General features: G+C 75.5%; 21 protein-coding genes. 11 read left to right on the top strand and 10 right to left on the bottom strand.

All coding sequences use genetic code 11. From position 1 onward, the window contains the following. Positions 1-30: 30 nt before the first annotated feature. Together ACFWOG_RS16780 and ACFWOG_RS16785 are read right to left on the bottom strand one after the other, a co-directional pair. Entirely contained in the window at positions 31-1,419 is a 1,389-nt protein-coding gene (locus ACFWOG_RS16780; protein ID WP_380359065.1) for a GntP family permease, read from the bottom strand. Continuing rightward, positions 1,416-1,970 (bottom strand): gluconokinase, encoded by a 555-nt coding sequence (locus ACFWOG_RS16785; protein WP_329949256.1) that lies wholly within the window; start codon positions 1,968-1,970, stop codon positions 1,416-1,418. Before ACFWOG_RS16785 ends, ACFWOG_RS16780 begins: the two co-directional genes overlap by 4 nt. Before the next feature lie 222 nt (positions 1,971-2,192). On the opposite strand from ACFWOG_RS16785, the gene ACFWOG_RS16790 reads away from it, so the two are divergent. Beyond that, positions 2,193-2,888, top strand: coding sequence for an FCD domain-containing protein (locus tag ACFWOG_RS16790; RefSeq protein WP_329885216.1), 696 nt, complete (start codon positions 2,193-2,195; stop codon positions 2,886-2,888). Between the two features lie 209 nt (positions 2,889-3,097). Continuing rightward, positions 3,098-3,541, top strand: a complete 444-nt coding sequence (locus ACFWOG_RS16795) for a hypothetical protein (protein ID WP_380359068.1) — start codon at positions 3,098-3,100, stop codon at positions 3,539-3,541. Here ACFWOG_RS16795 and ACFWOG_RS16800 read toward each other — a convergent pair. The 4 genes from ACFWOG_RS16800 to ACFWOG_RS16815 form a co-directional block, all read right to left on the bottom strand. Further along, on the bottom strand, positions 3,517-4,281 hold the full coding sequence (locus ACFWOG_RS16800; RefSeq protein WP_380359071.1) for a metallophosphoesterase: 765 nt from the start codon (positions 4,279-4,281) through the stop codon (positions 3,517-3,519). The two genes, ACFWOG_RS16795 and ACFWOG_RS16800, sit on opposite strands and share 25 nt — an antisense overlap. Before the next feature lie 19 nt (positions 4,282-4,300). Continuing rightward, a complete protein-coding gene (locus tag ACFWOG_RS16805; protein ID WP_380359073.1) occupies positions 4,301-8,887 on the bottom strand; it encodes a hypothetical protein in 4,587 nt (1,528 codons plus the stop codon). Between the two features lie 96 nt (positions 8,888-8,983). Then, a complete protein-coding gene (locus tag ACFWOG_RS16810) occupies positions 8,984-9,859 on the bottom strand; it encodes a hypothetical protein (RefSeq protein WP_329885220.1) in 876 nt (291 codons plus the stop codon). 217 nt (positions 9,860-10,076) lie between these two features. After that, positions 10,077-11,621, bottom strand: a complete 1,545-nt coding sequence (locus ACFWOG_RS16815) for a hypothetical protein (protein ID WP_380359077.1) — start codon at positions 11,619-11,621, stop codon at positions 10,077-10,079. A gap of 227 nt (positions 11,622-11,848) precedes the next feature. On the opposite strand from ACFWOG_RS16815, the gene ACFWOG_RS16820 reads away from it, so the two are divergent. From ACFWOG_RS16820 to ACFWOG_RS16840, 5 genes are all read left to right on the top strand, one after another. Continuing rightward, on the top strand, positions 11,849-12,895 hold the full coding sequence (locus ACFWOG_RS16820) for an IPT/TIG domain-containing protein (RefSeq protein WP_329949260.1): 1,047 nt from the start codon (positions 11,849-11,851) through the stop codon (positions 12,893-12,895). Positions 12,896-13,124: 229 nt separating this feature from the next. Further along, positions 13,125-13,679 (top strand): hypothetical protein, encoded by a 555-nt coding sequence (locus tag ACFWOG_RS16825; protein WP_380359081.1) that lies wholly within the window; start codon positions 13,125-13,127, stop codon positions 13,677-13,679. Between the two features lie 75 nt (positions 13,680-13,754). Next, entirely contained in the window at positions 13,755-14,531 is a 777-nt protein-coding gene (locus ACFWOG_RS16830) for a 5-oxoprolinase subunit PxpA (RefSeq protein WP_329885223.1), read from the top strand. 8 nt (positions 14,532-14,539) lie between these two features. Next, positions 14,540-15,325 (top strand): 5-oxoprolinase subunit PxpB, encoded by a 786-nt coding sequence (gene pxpB, locus ACFWOG_RS16835; RefSeq protein ID WP_380359106.1) that lies wholly within the window; start codon positions 14,540-14,542, stop codon positions 15,323-15,325. Further along, the gene (locus ACFWOG_RS16840; protein WP_380359084.1) at positions 15,322-16,209 is read left to right on the top strand and encodes a biotin-dependent carboxyltransferase family protein; all 888 of its coding nucleotides are present in this window, start codon (positions 15,322-15,324) and stop codon (positions 16,207-16,209) included. The genes pxpB and ACFWOG_RS16840 overlap by 4 nt, the downstream gene beginning before the upstream one ends. A gap of 115 nt (positions 16,210-16,324) precedes the next feature. Here the strand turns inward: ACFWOG_RS16840 and ACFWOG_RS16845 are convergent, their stop codons facing one another. Next, the gene (locus ACFWOG_RS16845; protein ID WP_380359087.1) at positions 16,325-17,356 is read right to left on the bottom strand and encodes a saccharopine dehydrogenase NADP-binding domain-containing protein; all 1,032 of its coding nucleotides are present in this window, start codon (positions 17,354-17,356) and stop codon (positions 16,325-16,327) included. A gap of 98 nt (positions 17,357-17,454) precedes the next feature. Between ACFWOG_RS16845 and ACFWOG_RS16850 the strand changes: the two genes are divergently transcribed. Further along, entirely contained in the window at positions 17,455-18,402 is a 948-nt protein-coding gene (locus ACFWOG_RS16850; RefSeq protein ID WP_380359090.1) for a helix-turn-helix domain-containing protein, read from the top strand. A 75-nt stretch (positions 18,403-18,477) separates the two neighbouring features. On the opposite strand, the gene ACFWOG_RS16855 is transcribed toward ACFWOG_RS16850, so the two are convergent. Together ACFWOG_RS16855 and ACFWOG_RS16860 are read right to left on the bottom strand one after the other, a co-directional pair. Further along, entirely contained in the window at positions 18,478-19,401 is a 924-nt protein-coding gene (locus ACFWOG_RS16855; RefSeq protein ID WP_380359093.1) for an aminoglycoside phosphotransferase family protein, read from the bottom strand. 37 nt (positions 19,402-19,438) lie between these two features. After that, positions 19,439-20,209 (bottom strand): alpha/beta fold hydrolase, encoded by a 771-nt coding sequence (locus tag ACFWOG_RS16860; protein WP_380359096.1) that lies wholly within the window; start codon positions 20,207-20,209, stop codon positions 19,439-19,441. A 107-nt stretch (positions 20,210-20,316) separates the two neighbouring features. On the opposite strand from ACFWOG_RS16860, the gene ACFWOG_RS16865 reads away from it, so the two are divergent. Continuing rightward, complete coding sequence (locus ACFWOG_RS16865) at positions 20,317-20,850, top strand: PadR family transcriptional regulator (protein ID WP_329949266.1); 534 nt, start codon at positions 20,317-20,319, stop codon at positions 20,848-20,850. A 140-nt stretch (positions 20,851-20,990) separates the two neighbouring features. On the opposite strand, the gene ACFWOG_RS16870 is transcribed toward ACFWOG_RS16865, so the two are convergent. Then, on the bottom strand, positions 20,991-21,500 hold the full coding sequence (locus tag ACFWOG_RS16870) for a DUF4396 domain-containing protein (RefSeq protein WP_380359100.1): 510 nt from the start codon (positions 21,498-21,500) through the stop codon (positions 20,991-20,993). Positions 21,501-21,742: 242 nt separating this feature from the next. Between ACFWOG_RS16870 and ACFWOG_RS16875 the strand changes: the two genes are divergently transcribed. Then, positions 21,743-22,438, top strand: a complete 696-nt coding sequence (locus tag ACFWOG_RS16875; protein WP_380359103.1) for a class I SAM-dependent methyltransferase — start codon at positions 21,743-21,745, stop codon at positions 22,436-22,438. Between the two features lie 294 nt (positions 22,439-22,732). Beyond that, positions 22,733-23,578 (top strand): undecaprenyl-diphosphate phosphatase, encoded by an 846-nt coding sequence (locus tag ACFWOG_RS16880; protein WP_380359109.1) that lies wholly within the window; start codon positions 22,733-22,735, stop codon positions 23,576-23,578. Positions 23,579-23,661 lie beyond the last annotated feature (83 nt).

The raw sequence follows: 23,661 nt of genomic DNA on the forward strand, positions 1-23,661 counted from the left end.
GTCCGCCGTCCCGGGGTACCGCTACCGGGGCTAGATGATCAGGCTGAGCGGCATGATCAGCGCGATCGCGACGACCGAGATCACCGTCTCCATCACCGACCAGGACTTCAGGGTCTGGCCGACGCTCATCCCGAAGTACTCCTTCACCAGCCAGAAGCCGGCGTCGTTGACGTGCGAGAAGAAGAGCGAGCCGGCGCCGATCGCCAGGACCAGCAGGGCCGCGTGGGTCGAGGACATGTCGGCGGCCAGCGGGGCGACGATGCCGGCCGCGGTGATGGTGGCCACCGTCGCGGAGCCGGTCGCGAGCCGGATCAGGACGGCGATCAGCCAGCCGAGCAGCAGCGCCGAGATGTGCCACCTGGCCGACCACCCGCTCACCGCGTCGCCGACGCCCACGTCGATCAGGGTCTGCTTGAAGCCGCCGCCCGCACCGACGATGAAGACGATGCCGGCGATCGGGCCGAGCGACCTGCCGACCGTGTCGGAGATCCGGTCGCGGTCGAAACCGGCCGCCCGGCCGAGGGTGACCATGCCGAGCAGGGTCGCGGCGAGCAGGGCGATCAGCGGCGAGCCGATGAAGTCGAACACCCGCTGCGGCAGCGCCTTCGGGTCGTCGACCACGACGTCGGCCAGCGCCTTGCCGAGCATCAGCACCACCGGCAGCAGGATGGTCGCCAGGACGGCGCCGAAGGACGGCGTGCGCTCCGGCCGTTCGACGGCTCCCTCCGGGGCGGTGTTCTCCGGGATCTCCAGCGGGCCGACCCAGCGCTCGGCGACCCGCGCGAACAGCGGGCCGGCGACGATCAGCGTCGGAACGGCGATCAGCAGGCCGAGGGCCAGGGTGATGCCGAGGTCGGCCTTCAGCGCGTCGACGGCGACCAGCGGGCCCGGGTGCGGCGGCACCAGGCCGTGCAGGACCGAGAGGCCGGCCAGGGCCGGGATGCCGATCCGCATCAGCGGGACGTTGCCCCGGCGCGCCACCAGCAGCACGATCGGGATCAGCAGGACGACACCGACCTCGAAGAAGAGCGGCAGACCGAGCACGGCCGCGATCAGCGCCATGGCCCAGGGCAGCGCCTTCGGGCCGGAGCGGGCCAGCACGGTGTCGGCGATGATGTTCGCCCCGCCCGAGTCGGCGAGCAGCTTGCCGAGCATCGCGCCCAGGCCGATCAGCAGCCCGACGCCCGCCACGGTGGCGCCGAAGCCCGTGGAGAAGCTGCCGAGCAGCTTGTCGAACGGCGCGCCCGCGACGGCCGCCAGCAGCCCCGAGCCGAGGGTGAGGGCCAGGAACGGGTGCAGCTTGAACCTGGTGATCAGCAGCACGATGGCGCCGATGCTGAGCAGCACCGCGATCAACAGCCGGAGGTCGCTGTCGGTGTGCGGCAGGGCCGGTGCGGCGGCCGCGAGGAGGGTGGTCACGCGAGGTCTCCATTGACGGGCCGCAGCAGCGCCACGGCCTTCTCGACGAGGTCTTCGGGGGACGGGCCGACGTCCAGGGCGGCGCCCCGCTCGTCCGGACCGAGGGGTTCCAGGGCCGCGTACTGCGAGTCGAGCAGCGACGTCGGCATGAAGTGGCCGGTGCGGTGGGCGAGCCGGTCCCCGACCAGCTCGTGACCGCCGCTGAGGTGCAGGAACCAGGCGTCCGGGCAGGCCTCGCGGAGGGTGTCGCGATAGCCGTGCTTCAGCGCCGAGCAGGTGACCACACCGCCGGTGCCGGCCTCGGTGCGCTCCTTGAGCCAGGCGCCGACGGCGCGCAGCCAGGGGGCCCGGTCCCGGTCGTCCAGCGGGGTGCCGGCCGACATCTTGGCGATGTTGGCGGGCGGGTGGAAGTCGTCCGCCTCGGCGAAGGGGAGGCCGAGGCGGTCGGCCAGCAGACGGGCCAGGGTGGTCTTGCCGACGCCCGAGACGCCCATCACGACGACCGTGAGGGGTGCTGCGGGGGTGTCGTGGTTCTCGACGCTGAGAGCCATGGGTGGTGCTCCTTCGTTGCCTGGCCGCCACTGTTTCTCAAAGATATGACGTATTCAAGTGCTGGAAATCAAATCGTCATACTTTTGTTCCCGGCCGGGGCGCACCGCGGGGTTCGGGGGCGCGAGCCGGACCCGGGGCGCGGGCCGGACCCGGGGCGCAGGTCAGGGCCCCGGGTGCAGGTCGGGGGGTGCGGGCCGGGGGCGGGCGTCTAGGCTGGGCGGATGGAGATCCAGGGGCTGCCCGGCCGACTGCTCGCGGAGCTGGGGCCGGCCATCGCGTCCGGGGAGGTTCCCGAGGGCGCGGTGCTGCGGGCCGAGGAGCTGGAGGAGCGGTTCGGGGTGTCGCGGACGGTGGTCCGCGAGTCGGTGCGGATCCTGGAGGGGATGCGCATGGTGGCCTCCCGCCGCCGGGTCGGGATCACCGTGCAGCCCAAGTCGGACTGGGACGTCTTCGATCCGCTGGTGATCCGCTGGCGGCTGGCGGGCGCCGACCGCCCCGCGCAGCTGCGCTCGCTCGGCTCGCTCCGGCTGGCCGTGGAGCCGGCCGCGGCGGCCCTCGCCGCCCACCACGCCACCGACGACGAGCGGCGCCGACTCAGCTCCCTGGCCGTCGAGTTGACGGTGACCGCGCGCGCCGCCGACCTGGCCGCCTTCCTCCAGCACGACATCGACTTCCACGCCACCGTGCTGCGCGCCTCCCGCAACGAGATGTTCGCGCACCTCGGTGACACCGTGGGGGCGGTGCTCACCGGCCGGACCGAGTACCATCTGATGCCCCATCAGCCCGAGCCGTACGCGATCCGGCTGCACCGCGAGGTCGCGGAGGCGGTCTGCGCGGGGGACGCCGAACACGCCGAGCGGGCGATGCGGACGATCGTGACGGGCGCGCTGGAGGAGCTCGGTCGTCAACTGGGCTGAGCGCCCGGAGGTTTCGGCCGCTCCGGCCCTGATCACACGATTTGGTGTCAGTTCGGGGGATTCGTGCGCATAGTCCGGGTACGACAGGGCAGAGTGGTGCAGAGGGGCGCGCTCCCGGCCGCCGGTCACTCCGGAACCCTGCCCGCCCCGACCGGTTTCACCCGTGTCCGCCCGCGTACGCCGCCGTGACCGCGCCTGGGGGTCGCCCGATGTCATCCGCACGCCGTCGCCGCCGTCTGCCCGACGAGGTGCGGACCACCGTCGTCCGGGCGGTGCTCTGTCTCGCCTTCACCCTGGTCGGCATCGTCCTCGCGGCGCTGTCCTCCTACGCCGACAGCTGGTTGATGACACCGGCCCTGATGGCGATGGGGCTCGGGGTGTTCGGCACGATGTGGTGCCTCCTGGAGATCCTGATCTCGCGTCAGGTCGCCGCGCAGCGGATGCGCGGGCCGGACTCCGCCTCGCCGATGGCCGGCAGCCGGGCTCCGGCGGGGCCACGACCGGCGCCGCGACCGGGGCCGCCGGGAACCGCTCCCCCGCCGGCCGGCCAGCCGCGGCCGCAGGCACGCGCCGCGACGTACCCGCCGGCGTACCCGCCCCCGCACCCGCCGGCAAGCCACGGGCCGCGTCAGCCGGAGGTGACCACCCGGTAGTGGGTGGTGAGCCGTCCGGTGTCGTCCAGCACGTGGAAGGCGACCATCGGCGGCTGGTCGTAGGTGATCTCGGCCCCGCCCTCGCAGGGCAGCGCGACGGTGGAGACCACGCCCGGCGCGACCAGCAGCGGCAGTCCGGCGAAGGTGGTGGCCGCCGCGGTGTGGGCGTGACCGCAGAGCAGCGCCCTGACCCGGGGGTGGCGGCCCAGCACCTCGGCGAGCCGCTCCTCGCCGAACTGTCGGATCGGGTCCACGTACGGCAGGTGCAGCACCACCGGCGGGTGGTGGAAGGCCACCAGCGCGGGGCGGTCCGGCGCCCCCTCGGCCAGCGTGCGGTCCAGCCAGCCGAGGGTCTCCTCGTCGAGCAGGCCGTCGTGCCGGCCCGGGACGGAGGAGTCCAGCATCAGCACGTCGGCGCCGGGCAGCCGGTGCAGCCGGTTGACCGGGCCGTCGGCGGGCCCCTCGCCGAGCAGCACCTCCCGGTAGGGCCCGCGTATGTCGTGGTTGCCGGGACAGAACAGCACCGGGTGGCGGGAGACCAGCGCCTCGGCGACCTCGCGGTACTCGGTGGGCAGGCCGTGGTCCGCGAGGTCGCCGGTGACCAGGACGGCGTCCGGCGCGCCGGGCAGGGCGTCGAGGTACGCCATCACCCGCTCGGCCCGCCCGCGCGCCCGCGCACCGCCGTCCCCGTGGTGGTCCTGGCCCAGGTGGGTGTCGCTGAAGTGAACGATCGTCAACATGCGCCCCACCGTACGACGGTCACGAGGAGGCCGGTGCCTCCGCCGGCCGCTTGAACATCCGGGTGGCGGTGATCTCGCCGTGGACGGCCGGGCCGTCCGGGTCCTGCGGCGCCGGCAGGCCGGGCCGCAGGTGTTCCTCCACCGAGATGTACTTCAGCCCCGCCCGCAGGTCGGCGTCGTTGCGCAGCCGGATGACCAGCGGGAACTCGGCGAGCGCCGTGGTGTCGAACAACCCGGTGGTGTAGATCAGCTGGACGCCGAGCGCGTCGGCCACGGCGCGCTGGAGCTCCAGCAGGTAGGTGGCGTTGGCCCGGCCGATCGGGTTGTCGAGGAACAGGGTGCCGGCGTGCCGCAGCTGGGACTGGCCCCGGTCGTTGGCGCGCAGCGCGGCCATCGTGCAGTACAGCGCGATGGCGGCGGTGAGCAGCTGGCCGCCGGAGAAGACGTCGGACATCTGGCCGACGCCGACCCGTTCGGCCCGCAGCACCGCGTCGGGCTTGAGGATCTCGACGGAGACCCCTCGCGGGCCGATCGCGGCGGCGACGCCGCGCAGCAGCAGGGACATGCCGTCGCGACGCAGGTCGCTGTTCTTCCGGACGGCGGCGCGGGTGGCCTCGTCGATGACCTCGCCGAGCCGTTCGACCAGGGTGGCGTGGTCCGGGTCCTCGAAGCGGATCCGGAGGAACTCCTGGCCGGACCACTCCCCCAGGCCCTCGGGCAGCCGGGAGAGCCGCTGGGCGGCGCGCAGGGTGGTGAGCGAGGACTCCACCAGGCCGCGCAGGCGGTCGACGATCGAGCCTCGGTTGCGCTCCAGCTGGGCGAGTTCGTCGGTGAGCACGCGCAGCCGGGGGGCGAAGGCGACGGCCCAGGCGGCGGCGTGGTCGGGCAGGGCGGAGGCGGGCAGTTCGCGGATCTGCTGGCGGGCCGGGGTGCGGACGGCCTCGAAGCGGGCCGCGTTGGCGTGCCGGACCAGCGTGTCCGAGGCGTCGCGTACGGCGAGTTCGGCGGAGGAGAGCTCGCCGGCGGCGGTGCGCAGGGCACGGCGGGCCTCGGCGGCGGCGGCGCGGGCGTCGACGATCGAGCCCAGGTAGGGCTCGACCGGCCGGTCCGCGTCGTCCTGGTGCTCGCGCAGGCCGTCGCGGAGCTGACCGGCGTGCTCGTCGAAGTCGGCGGCGGCGGCCTGGGCGGCGTCGGAGGTGCGCCGGAGGTCGGCGTGCACGGTGCGGGCGGTGTCCAGGGCCTCGCGGCGGTCGGCGAGCCGGCCGGTGGCGGTCCGCAAGAGGACCTGGGCGTGCTCGGGGTCGGCGGGGACCAGCTCCTCGGGCAGCTCGGTGTGCGCCTCGCCGTCGACGGGGGCGGAGCGTTCGGCGTCACCGCGGAGCCGGCCGAGCTGCTCGCTGGCGACGGCGGCGCGGGTCTCGATGGTGGCGACCAGCTCCTCGGCCCGGGCGGCGGCGGCCTGACGGGCCGGGCCGTCGGCGCCGTCGGGGCTGCCCAGCAGTTCCTCGGCGCGGGTGCGGACCTTGTTGGTGAGGCGGTCGAGCTCGGTCGCGGCGGCGGCCTCGTCGCCCTCGGCGCGGGCCTGCTCGGCGCGCAGGTCGGCGCCGACGCCGACCTTCTCGTACAGCTGGGACGCGGCCCGGTAGGCCTCGCGGAGTGCGGGGAGCGCGACGGACGTCGCCTCGACGGGCTCGTCGTCCTGCTCGGCGGCGGGGATCTCGGCGCGTTCGGCCCGCAGGGTGCGGGCGGTCCGGCGGGCGTCGTCGGGGGCGCGCGGGGCGGCGCGCCGGTCCTCGTCGCAGGTGCGGGCGCGTTCGGCGCAGACGGCCTGACGGCGGTCGCACTCGGCGGCGTCCTCGGCGAGTTCGCGCTGGCGGCGGCTCCAGTTGGCCCGCTCGCGCAGGCGGAAGGCGAGGCCGGAGAGGGCGTCGGCGCGGCGCCGGGCCTGCTGGGCGGCCTCCCGGTGCTCCTCGTGGGCGACGGCGGCGGTGGCGTGGTCGGTCTCGGCCTCGTCGTGCTCGGCCCGCAGGGTGGCCAGGGCCGCGGCGGCGTGCTCGGCGTGCTCGCGGGCGGCCTCGGCGGCGGCGGCCAGTTCGGCGAGGGTGCCGGGCGGGCAGCTGGCGTGCCAGGAGGCGAGCCGGGCGGCCAGCGCGCGGTCGCCGCCGAGGCGGCCGGCGAGTTCGCGGATGTGCTCCTCGCGGGCGGTGGCGCGGGCGCGCAGCTCGCGGCGCTCGTCGTCGGCGGCGGACTCGTCGTGCATGGCCGGGTTCGGCGGGACCAGGAAGAAGGCCGGCTCGTCGGTGATCGGGGCGATCAGCGCGGCGGCGGCGCCGACGGCGACGGTCGAGCGGGGCAGCAGCGCGGCGGACTGCAGGGCCTCGCGGGCCCGGTCGAGCGAGTGGGGGTCGGTGATGACGACGCCGTCGACGAGTTCGGGGCGGGCGGCGAGGATCGCCTCGTGGTCGGCCGGGTCGACGGACTGGGCGAGGTAGCGCCAGCCGGGCAGCGCGGGGATGCCGTGCTCGGCGAGGTACTCGACGGTGGCCAGGACGTCCGGGCCGGGCGGCAGCAGGCCGCCGTCGCCGAGGGCGGCGAGGATCCGGGAGTCGTCGGCGGCGGCGGTGCGCAGGTCGAAGAGGGTGCGCTCGGCGGCGGCGATGGTCTCGTCGAGGAGTTCGCGCAGGTACTCGGCGTTGCGGTCGAGGACGGCGGGGGTGAGGAAGCCGGCGTCCTCCTCGGCTCCCGTCCCCTCCTCGTGCCAGTCGGTGGGAGCGGGCGTGAGCGAGAGCAGATCGGCGAGGCGGGGCTCGGTGGCGAGCAGGGCGGCGGTGCGCTGCTCGGTGGCGAGCGCCCGGACGGCGGCCTTGCGGGCGTCGGTGGCGCGGGCGTCGGCGAGTTCGGCGCGGCCGGTGGCGGCGGCGGCCTCGCGCAGCCGGGCGGCGGCGGCCTCGGCGGCGGTACGGGCCCGGGCGAGGGCGTCGCCGGCGGACTTCTCGACGTCGGCGGCGTGCAGGGCGGCGCGGGCCGGGTCCGGCTCCGCGGTGTCGGGGTCGATCCAGCCGGCCTCGACGGCGGCCTCGGTCTCCCGCTCGACCTCGGCGAGCCGCTGGCGCAGGTGGTCGGCCTCGCTGCGGGCCTTCTGCGCGGCGGTGGCGGCCTCGGTGGCGTCGGTCTGGGACTTGGCGCCGTCGGCCTGGAGTTCGGCGGCGCGCTCCTCCTCGGTGTCGGCGCGCAGCTCGGCGGCGGCGGCGGCGCTCTCCAGGACGCGGGCCAGCGCGGTGGCGGCGCGGGCCCGGGCGGCCAGCGCGGGGGCGGCGTCCAGCTCCGCCTCACGGATCGCGGCGGCGACCCGCGCCACCCGGTCGGCTGCGGCGCGCTGGCGGAGCACCGTCTCGGCGGCCTGCCAGGCGGAGTGCAGGGTGCGGGCGTCGGTGAGCTCGCGGCGCAGCGCGGCGGCCTCGGCGGTGGCGGCGGCCAGGGCGAGCGTGGCGTGCCGGTGGGTGAGTTCGGCGGCGATCAGGGTGTGCCGGGTGCGGTCGGTCTCGGCGGCGGTGACGGCGCCCTCGGCGGCGGCCACCTCGACGGCCAGGTCGTGGGCGCGGTCGCGTTCGGCGGCGGCCCGGGAACTCAGGGCGTGGGCGAGCCGACGGGTGCGGCGCTCGGCCGTGCGGTGGGCCTCGCGGACGGACTCGCGGGCGGTGGTGGACTCGGCGATGCGCTCCAGCAGCTCCAGCGAACCGGCGGTGAAGTCGCGTTCGGCGGTGAGTTCGGAACGCAGGCCGAGTTTGGCGGCGAAGCCGTGGACCAGGTCGGCGAGGCCGTCGGTGTCCCGGGTGTCGGTGACGGCGCGCAGCAGCAGGTCGGTGAAGTCCTTGTCCTGCTTGACCGCGAAGAGGCCGGCCGCCTCGCCCTCGTCGGCGTTCATCTCGCGCTGGTAGCGGAAGAGTTCGGGGTCGAGGCCGAGTTCACCGAGGTGCTCGGTCCAGCGGTCGTGGCCGTCCTCGAAGACCAGGTCGAGGTGCGGGTGGGCCTTGCCTGCCTCGGTGAGGGCGTCGCGGAACCCCTTCATGGTGCGGCGGCGGCCACGGGCCTTCTGGTCGCCGGCCAGGCTGACCCGCTCGGAGACCGGGAGGGAGTCCAGGGTGAGGCCGGGGCCGGGGCGGAAGGAGTACCAGGTCTCGGCGAACTTGCGCGGGTCCGAGGAGACCTGGCGTCCGCGCCACTCGCTGACCTTGCCGACCACGATCGGCTCGCCGGTGACGGTGTGCTGCCACTCCAGGGCGACGTGGCCGCAGTCGTCGGCGAGCAGGAACTTGCGGAGCACGCCGGAGCTGGCGCCGCCGAGGGTGTTGCGGTGACCGGGGAGCATGACCGAGAAGATCAGCTTGAGCAGGACGGACTTGCCGCCGCCGTTCTCCAGGAAGAGCACGCCGGCGGGCGCCGGGCGGCGGACCGGACCGTCGGGCTCCTCGCCGAACAGGCCGATCTGCTGGGGGGCCGGATCGGCCACGGGCTCACCCACGCCGCGCAGGTCGAGCACCGTGTCGGCGTAGCGGGCGCCGGCCGGTCCGATCGAGTAGAGGCGGACCCGGTTGAGCTCGTACATGTGCGGCGGTTCTCCAGGAGACGGGTGGATGGGGGACTGGTTCGGACGACAGGAGTCGGGGCGGATGCCGGAGGAGCGGGCGGGGGGTGGGGGGTGTCAGAGGGAGTGGAACGGGAGGCCGGCGTCGGCGACCAGCTCGTCACCGGTGTCCGGGGGCAGCAGGGTGGCCGTGCCGTCGGAGACCGGGACGACGCCGAGGTCGAGCAGTTCGGCCATCGCGGCGCTGCCGGCCAGGTCGCGGACCTGGAGCTGGTAGCGGGCGGTGGTGCGGTAGGTGCCGCCGGCGTCGTCCGCGACCTTCTGCAGGAAGCCGGAGTCGACCAGGAACAGCACGGCCTTGGCGACGATGCCGATGGTGGAGCCGGACAGCCGGCGCGCGTCCTTGGTGGCGCCGGTGGCGGTGCGCCGGGCCCAGACCCGCCAGGCGGCCTCCAGGCCGGGGGCGTCGCTGTGCGGGTCGGTGTTGGCGCCGTCCACGGTGGCCTGTTCCTCCAGGCGGCGGCAGGCCTGGCGGACGAAGGCGTCGACGCCGTTGACGGTGATCCGGCCGAGGTAGCCGTCGTCGGCGAGGTCCTCGGGCCGGGGGAAGGCCATCGCGGCGACGGCGAGGTGCGCCAGGCCGTGCAGGAAGCGGTCGGTGGACTCGGAGGCGGCACGCCGGGAGTAGTCGCCCATCCGGACGGCGAAGACGGACTCCTCGGCGGCGGCGACGGCCATGCCGGCGCGCGGCGAGACCTCCAGGACGACCAGGCCCATGCCGGTGGCGACGGCGTCGGCGAGGCGGGCGAAGGCCGGGTCCTCGCGGTAGCGGCGGACCAGTTCGGTGTACTCGGCGTCGCGGGCCGGGAGCAGCTTGGCCTGGAGGCCGAAGGAGACCAGCCGGGCGGCGTCGGCCACGTCGGCCGGGGTGATCGGCGCGGGCGCGGCGGGCTCGGTCTCGGGCGCCCAGGACGTGTCGTGGTGGGTCGTCACGGGCGGTGCTCCTCGGGGGCGTTGCTGGGGGTTCGGGGGGTCTGCCGGCCGGCCGGGCGGGTGGTCCGGCGAGCGGCGGGGTGTCCGACCGGGCCGGTTTCCGGCCCGGCTTCCGGGCGGGCTTCCGGGCGGGCTTCCGGCCCGGCGGGGGGCCGGTGTCCGGTCGTCCGGCGGGTGGGCGTCCGGTGGGTGGTCCGGTGGCGCGTCGGCATGCGGATCAGCCGGCTTCCTTGCGGTCGGCCGCCATGCCGGCCGCGTCGAGCAGGGCGCTGCCGACCACGAGGTCGGCGCCGCCGAACTCCCGGTCGTGCAGCACCGTCCCGTCGTCGACCGCGAAGAGCAGCCGCTCCTCCCCCTGCCGGTAGGCGGTGCCGACCGGCGGGCTGGCCGCGTGCACGGCCAGCAGGGCGACCAGGTAGGGGAGTTCCGGATCCTGCGCGCGGGCCTCGGCGAGCAGGCCGGAGAGCCGCCGGGGCGCGTCGGCCGGCAGGTCGAGCAGCTCCAGCGCGGCCTCCAGCTGGGCCTCGGAGAACCGGCTGTCGTCCGGGGTGGCGACGAGGTCCGGGTCGGGCATCTCGGCGCCCAGGTGCTCGCGCTCGACCGGCGGGGTGAGCAGCAGGTCGACCAGGTCGGCGACCCGGACCGAGACCGGGGTGCGCAGACCGGTACCGCGGGCGAAGAACGCGCCGGTGGGACCGACGGCCTGCTCTATCGGCAGCCGGAGCACGGGGGCGAGCAGCTGCCCGTAGAGGTCGATGCCGCTGCGGGCGCGCGGGGCGGAGAAGGCCTGCCGGTCCTGTTCGGCGCGGAACAGCGGCCCGGCCTCCAGCAGCCTGGTCTGCAGCTGGGTGTGGCGGCGGATGCAGTCCTTGACGATGTCGACCAGCTCGGCGGCGCGACGCTTGTGCTCCTGGTCCTCGGCCTCGTCCCGGGCCTTGCGGATGTTGGTGAGAATCGCGTTCTCGTGCCGGTAGCGGTCGGCGATGTGGTCGAGGGCCTCGTCGATGAGGTCGGGGACGGCCTGCATCCAGTCGACCGCGCGGACGTTGCGGCGGGTGGCGTCGAGGGCGCGGCGCAGCGTCTCGGCGTACTGGACCGTGCGGTAGCGGGCCTGCTCGGCGGCGAGCTGGGCGTCGGCCAGGCGACCGCGCCGGATCAGCACCTCCAGCTTGACCTCGGCGGCGATCTGGGCGGAGGTGACGTCCGTGTCGAGCGCGCCGACGAGGACGTTGACCGCCTCGTCGGTGGTCCGCAGGTAGACGCCGCCGTCGGGGCCCGGGACCTCCTCGATCAGCTTGAAGTCGTAGTCGCGGCGGACGTACGCGCCCTCGGCGTCGAAGGTGCCGTAGACGGCGCGGAAGCCGCGGTCGACGCTGCCGACGTTGATCAGCGACTCCAGCACCCACCGGCCGACGCGCTGGTGCTCGGCGGCGGACCGGGCGGGTGCCTGGGCGGCGACCCGGGGCAGCAGCCGGGCCAGCACTATCTCGCGGTCGGCCCCGGTGTCGAAGTCCATGTTGAGGGTGACCAGGTCGATCGCGGCGAGCCCGACCTCGGCCATCGCGTAGCCGCCGTACTCGCCGGCGAGCATGACCTTGCGGCTGTCCAGGTCGTGCAGCGGCGCGGTGCAGGCCAGTGCCTTGAGCCGGCGGGCGAGGCCCTCGTCGGCGGCGGGGCCGGGCGCGGGCCGCGCGGCGGCGACGGCGGGCCCGGCGGGCGGCCGGGAGCCGTGCTCGGTGGGCTGGTCAGCGATGACGGTCACGGTGGACAAGACTAGAGGTAGGCGCCGACATCGACCGAAACGGACCTTACGGACGTCCCGCCGGCCCACCGGCCGGGGCGGACGTGCGGGACGGCGGTGCGGGACGGGAGCGCGCGGCACCGGGGAGGGAACGGCGAGGAGAACGGCTCCCGACGAGCCGGGGGCGAATAGAACCCGCTTTCGAGAAACGGCCCCACGAACGAACCGCCCCCGCCATGATTTCTCATATGATCACCAGACTGGTACGAGGCGGCCTCGCCGCCGCCCTCGCCGTGGCCGCCCTCACCACCGGCGCCGCCGTGTCCACCGCCGCGACCACCACCGGCACCGCCGCCAAGGCGGCGGTCACCGGCCAGAACGTGACCGTGACGCAGGCCGGGAACTACCCGATCTTCCCGGTCGACCACACCAACATCTCGGTGACCTGGAAGTCCACCGGCACCGCCGACCTCACCGGCGTCACCCACCTCACCGTCGAACTGCCGCCCGGCCTGACCACCGACGGCGCGACGATCACCTCCTTCCAGGACTACACCTTCACCCAGACGGTCTCGCCCGACGGCCGCCGGCTCGACGCCTACTTCACCGGGAACCGCGCGCCGGGGCGCAGCGAGTTCATGAAGGTGACCGTCGCCTCCCACGGCACCAGGCCGTCCGGGACGATCAAGGTGACGGCCGCGAACCGGAACGACGCCGACCCGTCGGACAACGTCTCCTCCTACCTGCTCGGCAGCGGCCCGCAGGCCCCGGCCACCCAGGCCGCCCCCGTGGTGGCCGCCCTCGGCACCACGACCGGCCCGGGCACCGGCGGCACCCCCGTCACACTGACCGGGACCGGCCTGGACAACGGCTTCGTCCTGTTCGGCGACTCGGTCGCGGCCGGCAGCTGCACCGCGACGGGCTGCGCCGTGACCGCGCCCGGCGGCTCGGGCAGCGTGCCGGTCACCGTGGTCACCCCCGGCGGCTCCGCGACCGCGGCCACCACGTTCGACTACACCGGCGCCGCTCCGCCGGCGCCGGCCGCACCGGCGGTCACCGGCCTGACCACCAGCACCGGACCGGCCGCCGGCGGCACCCAGATCTACGTGCAGGGCGCCGGCCTGGCCAACGGCACGGTGCGCTTCGGCGGAGTGCCGGCCACCCGCTACTCCTGCGGCCCGGCGCTCTGCTCGGCGACCGCCCCGGCGGGCTCCGGCGTGGTCGACGTGACGGTGACGACGGCCGGCGGGACGAGCGCGCCCGTCACCGCGGGCCGGTTCACCTACACGCCCTGACGACGGCACCCCCGACGGGGCCCGGCACCCGCGGCGGTGCCGGGCCCCGCTGCGTTCGGCGGCGGTTCCGGGCCCGGGGGGAGGGGGCGGAACTCCCTCGACCAGGGCCCGTGGGGGGCGCTCCGGGCGGGCCCGCCGGTGAGTTGAACACGTTCAATTCGAGGTCTGGAGTCACTTCCGTGCAGAAGGGAACAGCCCGGCCTGCCGCCTCGACACGGGGGTTTCCGCCATGAGCGACGCGACCGGAGACGCTGGGACCGCAGCCGAACGGGCGGCCCTGCGACGGGTCCGGCGGTGGCTGCGGGTCTTCGTGGTCTGCCTGGTGCCGAGCGGACTGACCGCCTTCCCCCTGGAGAGCGAGACCCGGTGGCTCGCCGACCTGGCCGCCGGCCCCGGCGCCCCCGTCACCGACCGGCTCCCCGCCCTGCTGGAGTGGATCGAGAAGGTCCGCGACGGCGTCGCCGAGACCAACGCCCGCCACCCCTTCCTCGCCTACGGCACCGACGGGCCGGCCTTCGCCCACCTGGTGATCGCGGCGGCCTTCCTGGGCCCGCTGAAGGACCCGGCGCGCAACGTCTGGGTGATCCGTCGGGCGGTCCTCGCCTGCGCCGGGATCATCCCCCTCGCCCTGGTCTGCGGACCGCTCCGCGGCATCCCCCCGTACTGGAGCCTTGTCGACATGTCGTTCGGGGTCGTGGGCGTGGTGCCGCTGCTGATCGTGCTGCGCGCGCTGCGGCCCCTCGTCGAGCGGGCGGAGAGCCGACCGGCCCCGGCAGTGGGCTGACCGGGCGGGCGTCACCCCGCCCTCACCCGCAGGCCCTACCATCTGGCTCAACAGCTGCTGGGAGGCGGGACGGGCGTGGCCGACGCGGTGATCGATCTCAATGCGGACCTCGGTGAGGGGTTCGGACGCTGGACGCTGACCGACGACGAGGCCCTGCTCTCCGTCGTCACCAGCGCCAACGTCGCCTGCGGCTTCCACGCCGGTGACCCGTCCACCATGCGCCGGGTCTGCTCCCTGGCCGCCGAGCGCGGCGTACGGATCGGCGCCCAGGTCTCCTACCGCGACCTCGCCGGCTTCGGCCGCCGCGCCATGGACGTCCCGCCCGACGAACTGGCCGACGAGATCGCCTACCAGATCGGCGCCCTCCAGGTCTTCGCCCGCGCGGCCGGCTCCCGGGTCTCCTACGTCAAGCCGCACGGCGCCCTCTACAACCGGGTGGTCGCCGACTCCGAACAGGCCGAGGCCGTGGTCGCCGGCATCCTTCGGGCCGGGGCCGTCTGCGACGGCCCGCTGCCCGTCCTCGGCCTGCCGGGCTCCCGGCTGCTGGCGGTCGCCGAGGGCGTCGGCCTGCCGGTCGTCGCCGAGGCCTTCGCCGACCGCGCCTACACCTGGGCCGGCACGCTCGTCCCGCGCCGCGAGCCGGACGCCGTGGTGCACGACCCCGCGACGGTGATCACCCGCGCGGTCGGCATCGCCCGGGACGGTTCGGTGGACGCCGTCGGCGGCGAGCCGATCACCGTCGAGGCCCGCTCCCTCTGCGTCCACGGCGACACCCCCGGCGCCGCCCAGCTGGCCTGGCGCATCCGCGGCGCGCTCGCCTCCGCGGGCGTCCGGGTGGAGCCCTTCGCGTGACCGCGGCCGTGCCCGACGGGGGAGGTCCGGCCGCACACCGGCCGATCGCGGTCCGACCGGTCGGCAACCGGGCACTGCTGGCCGAACCGGCCGACCCCGCCGGTGCCACCGCCCTCTACGCGTGGCTGCGCGAACGGCAGGCCGCCGGCGAGCTGCCCGAGGTCGAGGAGATCGTCCCCGCCGCGCGGACCGTCCTGCTGGACGGCGTGGCCGACGTCCCCGCGCTGGCGGCCCTGCTGCGAAGCGCGCGCCCGACGGCCGCCGACACCGCGACCGGCCCGCTGGTGGAGGTGCCGACCGTGTACGACGGCGAGGACCTCGCCGAGGTCGCCGCGCTCTGGGGCGTCTCCCCGGAGGCCGCCGTCCGGATCCACACCGAACCCGAGTACGTCGTCGCGTTCTGCGGCTTCGCCCCCGGTTTCGGCTACCTCACCGGCCTGCCGCCCCGGTACGGGGTACCGCGCCGCGCCACCCCGCGCAGCGCCGTCCCGGCCGGCTCGGTCGCCCTGGCCGGCCCCTACAGCGGGGTCTACCCGCGTTCCTCCCCCGGCGGCTGGCAGCTCCTCGGACGCACCCCGCTGCCGCTGTGGGACACCGCCCGCGAGCCGGCGGCGCTCCTCGCGCCGGGGGTGCGGGTCCGCTTCACCCCGCTGACGGGCGGACCCGGTCTGTTCACCCCGCCGGCGGACGGACCCGGCCTGCCGACCGCCCACGGCGGCGCGGAGGCGGGCGGCGCGGCACCGGCGAGCGGTGGCCGCGGCGCCCGGGCCGGACGCCCCGGCGGTGCGGCGTGACCCCGGCCGACGGGCTGCTGGTGCTCCGGCCCGGACCGCTCACCACGGTGCAGGACCTCGGGCGGCGCGGTGTCGCCCACCTCGGCGTGCCCCGGGCGGGCGCGCTGGACGAGCCCGCGCTGCGCGCGGCCAACCGGCTGGCCGGCAACGAGCCCGGCGCTGCGGCCCTGGAGACCACGCTCGGCGGCGTCGCGCTGCGCGCGCTCCGGCCGCTGGTCCTCGCGGTCACCGGCGCACCGTCGCCGGTCCGGGTGGACGGCCGGGCCGCCGCCTGGGGCGCGCCGGTCGCCGTACCCGCCGGGGCGGTGGTCGAGGTCGGCGCCGCGACCCACGGCGTGCGCGCCTACCTGGCGGTGGCGGGCGGGATCGCCGTCCCGCCGGTCCTCGGCAGCAGGTCGGCCGACCTGCTGTCCGGGCTAGGGCCGGCTCCGCTGTCCGCCGGCGACCGGCTGCCGGTCGGCCCGCCTCCGCCCTACCGGCCGGCGCCCGAGCTGGTCCCGCTGCCCGCGCCGCCGGACGCGCTGGTGCTGCGGCTGAGGCCCGGCCCGCGCGCGGACTGGTTCGACCCGCAGGCCCTGACACGGCTCGCCGGCGACCCCTACCGGGTGGCCCCGGCCAGCAACCGGATCGCGCTGCGGACCGAGGGCCCGCCGGTCCGCCGGGCGCGGGACGACGAACTGGCGAGCGAGGGCATGGTGCTGGGCGCCGTACAGGTCCCGCCCGACGGCTGCCCGGTGGTCTTCCTGGCCGACCATCCGACCACCGGCGGGTACCCGGTCGTCGGTGTCGTCCCGCCCGCCGATCTGGCCGCCGCCGCCCAGGCCCGGCCCGGCACCCCGGTCCGCTTCACGGTGGTCCGGGGGCGCCGGGACCGGGGGCGGTAGCGCCCGGTCCCGGCCGGGCCGGTCGGCGCGGCGGCCCGGCGCTGCGGAACGCGTGGCCGTGGCCGGGTGGCCGTAGGCGTGGCCGGGTGAGGTGGCCGGGTGGCCGGGTGGCCGGTCAGTGCGGGAGCTCGACCGCCAGGTACGGGCTCAGGGCCCGGAGGAAGTCCGCCGCGTCGAACATCGCACCGGCCGAGGCCACGCCCGTCGTCCGCGTCTCCCCGGCGAGGATCCTCCGGACGGCCTCCACCGCCAGGGGCGCCGTGATCGCGTAGATGTCCTGGCCGCGTGCCGTGGCGCGGCGCTCGACGCCGCCCGCGGCGACGACGACGTCCACGACGAAGGTCTGGTCCGACCGTCCCAGGGCGTCGACCGCCTCAGGCGCCGGGGTGGCCTCCGCCGCCAGGTCCCTCGCGGCCTCGACGGTCATGTAGGTGCGGACCTCCGGCACCGCCAGGTGGCTGGGCAGGGTCACGACGTCGGCCATGGTGAACTCGGCGATCACCCGTCGCTCGCCCAGCAGCGCCGGGAAGTCCCAGTCCTGCTCCACCACCTCGTCGTCGTGGTACCGGAGCTCGCCCTCCGCGAACCGCACCCGGCGGCCGGCGCGCCGCTGGTGGGAGACCTGGCCGGCCACCCGGGTGCCCGGCGTGGGGTGCCAGCTGTTCAGCCCGTACGCGACGTGCGCCGCGTCCGCCGTCGTCCACTCGCCCATCGCCGCGGTCGCCAGCAGATCACCCAGCCCGCCGTAGAACGCCATCGCCGGCACCACGGCGACGCCCGCCTCCCGGGCCGCGTCCGCGTGTTCGGCGAACGTCTGGACGTTCGCCTCGATCTCCGCCGCCACGTCGACGTACGGGATCCCCGCGCGCAGCGCCGCCTCGACCAACGGGCCCGCCGTCACGGCGAACGGTCCGGCGCAGTTGACGACCGCCGCCGCACCCGCGAGCGCCCGGTCCAGCGAGCCGGCGTCGTCGACGGTCGCCGGGCGCACCGCCACGTCGCCCCACTCGGCGGCGAGTTCCTCCAGCCGGGCCGCGTCCCGGCCGGAGGCGACGGTGGCGAGACCGCGCCTCCGCAGCTCGGCGACGACGAAGCGCCCGGTGTGCCCGGTCGCCCCGTAGACCACTACCGCACCCGCTGTACCCATGGTTCCCCCCGCTCTCGACGTGCTGACCGACCAAGTCTCACCGTCGGCAGGTCCGGAGCGTGAGGGTCCGGAACGACATCGCCCATACACTTTCGGACATGCCGACTGTCGCACTGCTGGCCGCCGGTCACCTGCTGCACTTCGAACTCGCGGTGGCCTACGAGATCTTCGGCAATCCCCCGCGCGAGGCCGCGGACGCCTGGTACGACGTCCTGCTCTGCGGGCCGGGCCCGCTGCGGGTCGGCCCGTTCCTGGTCGAACCCGACCACGGGCTGGAGCGGCTGGCCGACGCCGACACGGTGATCGTGCCCGCGTGCGCCGACGTCGACGAGCCGCCAACCGCCGAGGTCGTCGAGGCCGTCCGCGCCGCCCACGCGGCGGGCGCCCGGGTCGCGTCCCTGTGCACCGGGGCGTTCGTGCTCGGCGCCGCGGGCCTGCTGGACGGCCGGCGCGCCACCACCCACTGGGCACACGCCGCGGAGTTGAGCGCCCGTCACCCGCTGGCGGTGGTCGACCCGGACGTGCTCTACACGGACAACGGCAGCGTACTGACGGCCGCCGGCAAGGCCGCCGCCGTGGACCTCTGCCTGCACCTGGTGCACCTCGACCACGGCGCCGCGATCGCCAACTCCGTCGCCCGCCGCCTCGTCATGCCGCCGCACCGCCCCGGCGGCCAGGCCCAGTTCGTGGCCACGCCGGTCCAGTCCTCGGGCGACCACACGCTCTCCCAGCTGCTCGCCTGGGCGCAGCAGCGGCTGGACCAGCCGCTGACGGTGACCGACCTCGCCCGCCGGGCGAACACCAGCCCGCGCCACCTCGGACGGCAGTTCCGGTCCGTACTCGGACAGAGCCCGATCCAGTGGCTGCTGACCCAACGCGTCCGCCGCGCACAGGAGTTGTTGGAGTCCACCGACGAGAGCGTCGAGGCGATCGCCGTCGCCACCGGCATGGGCACGGCGACGACGCTCCGGCGTCAGTTCAAGCGGGTCGTCGGGGTCCCGCCCGCCAGCTACCGGCACTCGTTCCGCAGCGCACGGCCCGCCTGACCGGCGGACGCGCGCGACGGCGGGGCGGGTCGGCCCGTCCGGCGTCCCGAGGCACCGACCTTCCGGGCTGCCGGACTACCGGGCCAACAGCGTCTCGGCGACGGCCCGCTGGACCGGGGCGACGACGTCCTCGCCGTCCTCGACGTCCCACAGGACGTTCTGGAGGACCCGGCCGAGCGTCCAGCCGACGGCGCGCGGGCGGTCGAGCGCGAGGCGGTCCGTCATCAGGTCGAAGCGGCGGCGCAGCGCGCGCGGCAGGTCGCCGGTGGCGGTGAGGTCGGTCCAGCGGTTCCCGAGGGCGGGGAGCAGCTCGAAGCCGGGATCGCCGGCGAGCGGCTTGGGGTCGATGGCGAGCCAGGCCGCGCGGCCGTCCGGCCCGGGCGGGGCGAGCACGTTGTCGTAGTGGAGGTCCCAGTGGAGCAACCGGTCGCCGGGCTCGGACCTGACCTCGCGGACGGCGGCGGCGCAGTCGGCGAGCAACCGGCGGTCGGCCGGGTCGGCGAGTCCGGCGAGCGCCTCCGGGACGTCGGCCAGCATCGCGTCGGTGACGTCCGCCAGGGTGCGCATGCCGCGCGGCGCCTGATGGATCGTCAGCTCAGCGAGCAGTGCGGCGATCTCGCCGACGGCGACCAGGTGGTCGGGCTCGGCGCTCAACGAGCGGGCCGGGTCGAGGCGCTCCAGCAGCATCGAGCCGGTCGTCGGGTCGTGGTCGAGCAGCCGGACGGCGCCCCGCCCGCCCCAGGCGCGGAGGGCGACGGGCTCGCCGGCCGTCTCCTCGTCCACGGGCTGGAGCTTGAGTGCGGCGCGGGTGCCGTCGGCGCGGCGGACCGGGAGGACGAGGCCGACCGCACCGTGCGCGACCGGCCCGTCGGGGCGGAGCGACCAGCGGTCCATGAGCTCGTCGGCGAGGGCGGGGAGCCCGGCCGCCCAGCTGCGGCCGGGCTCCCCGAGGAAACCGTCGAGCGAGGCGGTCAGGGCCTCGGGGACGCGGATCACCATGTCGGACGACTCCCTCGGTCGGAGGACGGCCGGGCGCTCAGGTGCGGCGCGCCAGCCCGGCCGCGGCGACGGCCGCGAACCCCTCCGGATTATCGAGCATGATGTTGTGCCCGCAGTCCGGGACGGCCGCGAGCACCACCCCGGCCTCGCGGAGTCGATCCGCTCCGGGGTAGGCGCCGTCCTCGGCCGGGTGGAGGAAGGTGCGCGGCAGATCGAGTCCGACCAGCAGCTCGCGGACGGTCGGGACGGTGCCCCGGGAGCGGTGGACGGCGCTGCGGTGGAGCGCCTCGGGGCCGGCCAGCCGCATGGTCGCCCACCAGAACGGGCCCGCCCACTCGGCCACCTGCTCGTGGCCGCCGGCCAGGAACTCCTCCTCGGTGAAGCTGGCGAGGCCGCTGCTGCCGGGGCCCCGCACGGGAGCGGCCGGGTCGATGGCGGCGTCGACCAGGACGAGGCTGGCGACCAGCCCGGGGTGCCGGTGGGCCAGCACCACGGCGACCGCGCCGCCCATGCTGTGGCCGACCACCTCGACCCGGGTCAGGCCCGCCGCCCGGACCGCCGTGGCGACCGCGTCGGCGTGCTCCTCCATCGTGTACGCGAAGTCGGTGGGCCGGTCGCTGATCCCGAAGCCGAGCAGGTCGAGCAGGAGCGAGCGGCGGCCGGTGAGCAGCGGGTGGGCCGCCGCCGCGGCGAAGTAGACGGGCGAGCTGGAGCCGAGGCCGTGCAGGTAGAGGCGGGCGGGTTCGGCGCCGGGGACCTCGACCCAGCGGATCCGGTCGCCGTTCGGGGTGACGGTGGCTTCGCGCACGATCGTGCTCCTCGCTCGGTTCTGTGGCGTGACGAGACAGACCATACCTCGGAGTCGAGGTATAGCGACACCGATATATCCGCGCCCGTGTCTGAGAGAGTGGCCCCATGCTCAAACTCGCGATCCTGGGGTTCCTCCACGACCGGCCGCTGCACGGTTACGAACTGCGCCGGCACCTGGCGGCCCTCACCGGGCACGTGCGGCCGATCAGCGACGGCACGCTCTATCCGGCGATCAAGCGACTGGAGGCCGACGGCCTGCTCGTACGCACCGCGGAGCCCGGCGCGGCGGCCGCCCCGCGGCACACGCTCCGGCTGACCGACGCCGGGCGGGCCGCCCTGCTCGACCGGCTCCGCACCCCGGAGGAGCTGGACATCAGCGACGAGAACCGCTGGTTCGCCACCCTGGCGTTCCTGCGCCACCTCGACGCCGAACCGGCGGCGCAGGCCGCGGTGCTCCGCCGCCGCCTGGCCTTCCTCGGCGAGCCGGCCAGCTTCTTCTACGACGGCACCCGCCCGGTCGGCGCCGAGGAGGTCGACGACCCGTTCCGCCGAGGGATGCTGCTGATCGCCCGCGCCACCACCGCGGCCGAACTGGACTGGCTGCACGCCACCCTCGCGGAGCTCGACCGGGCCCACTGACCGACCCGGCGCCGACCGCCGACCGCCGACCGCCGACCGCGCGGAACGGCCGCGGCCCGCACCTGCTCCCGGGAGGAGGTTCGGGCCGCGGCCGTTCGACCGGGCGGCGTCGGCAGCGCCGTCAGCGCCGTCGGCGCACGTCAGTGCCCGTGGTGGGCGTGGACCACCGCATGGCCACGGCCCCGGCCGATCATCCACTTGTTGACCGGGACGGTCAGCACGAAGGCGAGGAGCAGCGCACCGGCCAGTGCGAGCCAGAACAGGACGTCGCCGAGGCCCGCGTCCATCGCACCCGGGACGGTCATCATCACGGTGTTGTCGATCAGCTCCATGACGAGGATCGACACGGTGTCGGCGGCCAGCGCGACCTTCACCGCGGCGCGGACGTCGAGGCCCGCCCCGAGCACGCCGCGCATGGTGAGCGCGTAGCCGAAGACGAAGGCCAGCGCGACCGAGAGCGCCACGGTCGCGCCGTTGTGCAGGCCGAGCGCGGTGCCGATCACCATGCCGAGGACCTCGCCGATCGCACAACCGGTGAGGCAGTGCAGGGTGGCCCGGGCGGCGGTCCGCCAGCTCGCGCCACCGGCGCCGTGCGCGTGACCCGCGTGCCCCGCGTGACCCGTGTGGCCGGCAGGTTCCGAGTGGCCCATCTCTCCAGTGTGACCCGGGCGGCCTTCGCCGACCCGGTGGCCGTCGCGGTGCCCGTGGTGCCCGTGGTCCACGTGCTGCGGATGCTCGTGTCGGGCGGGGTCTGTCATGTCGTCCTCCGCTGTGCTCGGTCGCTCTGCGTTCCCGGTTCCGCCGGTGAATGTATACCCCCTAGGGGTATAGGACAACCATGGATCGGCCCGCCCTTTTCCCGCCCCCGCCCGATCGTGTTCGGATGGATCGCATGGCTGACGAACGACGCACGGGATACGACGGGACCGGCCCGGGGGCGATCACGCCGGACGGCTGCGCGGTCGAGATGTACGGGCGACTGCTGCCCAACGGCGAGCCGGAGGTGATCGGGAGCGCCGTTCCGGCCGGCGCGAGCATCCTCGAACTCGGCTGCGGCGCGGGCAGGATGACGCATCCGCTGCTGGACCTCGGGTTCCGGGTGACGGCGGTGGACGAGTCGGCCGAGATGCTGGCCCGGGTGCACGGAGCGCGGACCGTCCGCAGCACGATCGAGCGGCTGGACCTCGACGAGCGGTTCGACGTCGTCCTGCTCGCGTCGTTCCTGGTGCACGCCGGCGACCCGGCGGTCCGCCGCGGACTGCTGGACACCTGCCGGCGGCACGTCGCGGCGGACGGCTGCGTGCTGCTCCAGCGCGAGGGCGAGGACTGGCAGCGCGACGTGCCCCGCGAGCGGCCGCTCCCCCCGGACGGGCTGGTGCGGGTGGCCTCGGCCACCCCGGTCGGGGACGGCGTCGCCTCCGTCCACGTCGAGTACGAGTTCCCGGACGCGCGGTGGACCCAGACCTTCCTCTCCCGGCCGCTCGACACGGCGCAGTTCGAGGGGGCCCTCGCCGAGGCCGGGCTGGCCGTCGAGTCCTACCTCACCGAGGACCGGATCTGGGTTCGGGCCCGTCCTGTCGCCGGCTGAACGCCCGCCCGCCGCGTGCGGCGCCCGGCGGAGGTCGACCCGGGCGGAGGTCGGCCGGGGCGCTGCACGCAGCGGCGGGGGCGAGCGTCGGCCCGTCACCTGAACGGCGTAGCATCAGGCGCACGCCGGGCCCGCGCGCGGCCCGAGCGCCGGGCGGGACCGGTGATTCGCCTGCCATCGGACCGTGCCACTCGCATGCGCCGGCCGCACACCGCAGGGGCCCGTTCCCGCACCGACCAACAAGGACCGCTGAATGCGCATCGAGCGACGGATACCCCTGGCGGGTGTCCGGTGATCGAATGGTTCCACGGGGCCGTCCTCGGCCTGATCCAGGGGCTCACCGAGTTCCTGCCGATCTCGTCCAGCGCCCACCTCCGGGTCTTCCCCGCCCTGCTGGGCTGGCAGGACCCGGGAGCTGCGTTCACCGCCGTGACGCAGCTCGGCACCGAGACCGCGGTGCTGATCTACTTCCGCCGCGACATCGCCTCGATCGTGAAGACCTGGACGCTCTCGCTGTTCCGGCCGGCGCTCCGCTCGCACCAGGACGCCCGGATGGGCTGGTTCGTGATCATGGGCACCCTGCCGATCGGCATCCTGGGCAAGCTCTTCCAGGACACCATCGAGAAGGACCTGCGCGACCTGCGGATCATCGGCACCACGCTGATCGTCTTCGGCATCGTCCTGGCGATCGCCGACCGGACCAGGGCCGTCCGGCACGCCAAGCCGATCACCGACCTGACCCTCCCGCACGCGGCCGGCTACGGCCTGGCCCAGGCGCTCGCGCTCATCCCCGGCGTGTCCCGCTCCGGCGGCACGATCAGCGCCGGCCTGCTGCTCGGCTACAGCCGCGAGGCGGCGGCGCGCTACTCGTTCCTGCTGGCGATCCCGGCCGTGCTGGCCTCCGGCGTGCTGGAGCTGTTCAAGATCGGCGAGGGTCCGGCCCCGGCCTGGGGACCGACCATCCTGGCCACCGCGATCGCCTTCGTGGTCGGCTACGCGGCGATCTCCTGGTTCCTGAAGTACATCTCGAACAACAGCTTCATGCCGTTCGTGGTCTACCGCATCGCGCTCGGGATCCTGATCATCGTCCTGGTGTCCGTCGGTACCCTGACGCCCGACGCCGGCGTGGTGGCCAAGTGACCTCCCACCGGCAGGGTCGCGGCCGCAGGTAGAACCGCGTTCCACCGACGAACGACGGAGCGGGCCGGTCCACCTCACCAGGT

The organism is Kitasatospora sp. NPDC058406 (assembly GCF_042722765.1).
Taxonomy (GTDB): domain Bacteria; phylum Actinomycetota; class Actinomycetes; order Streptomycetales; family Streptomycetaceae; genus Kitasatospora.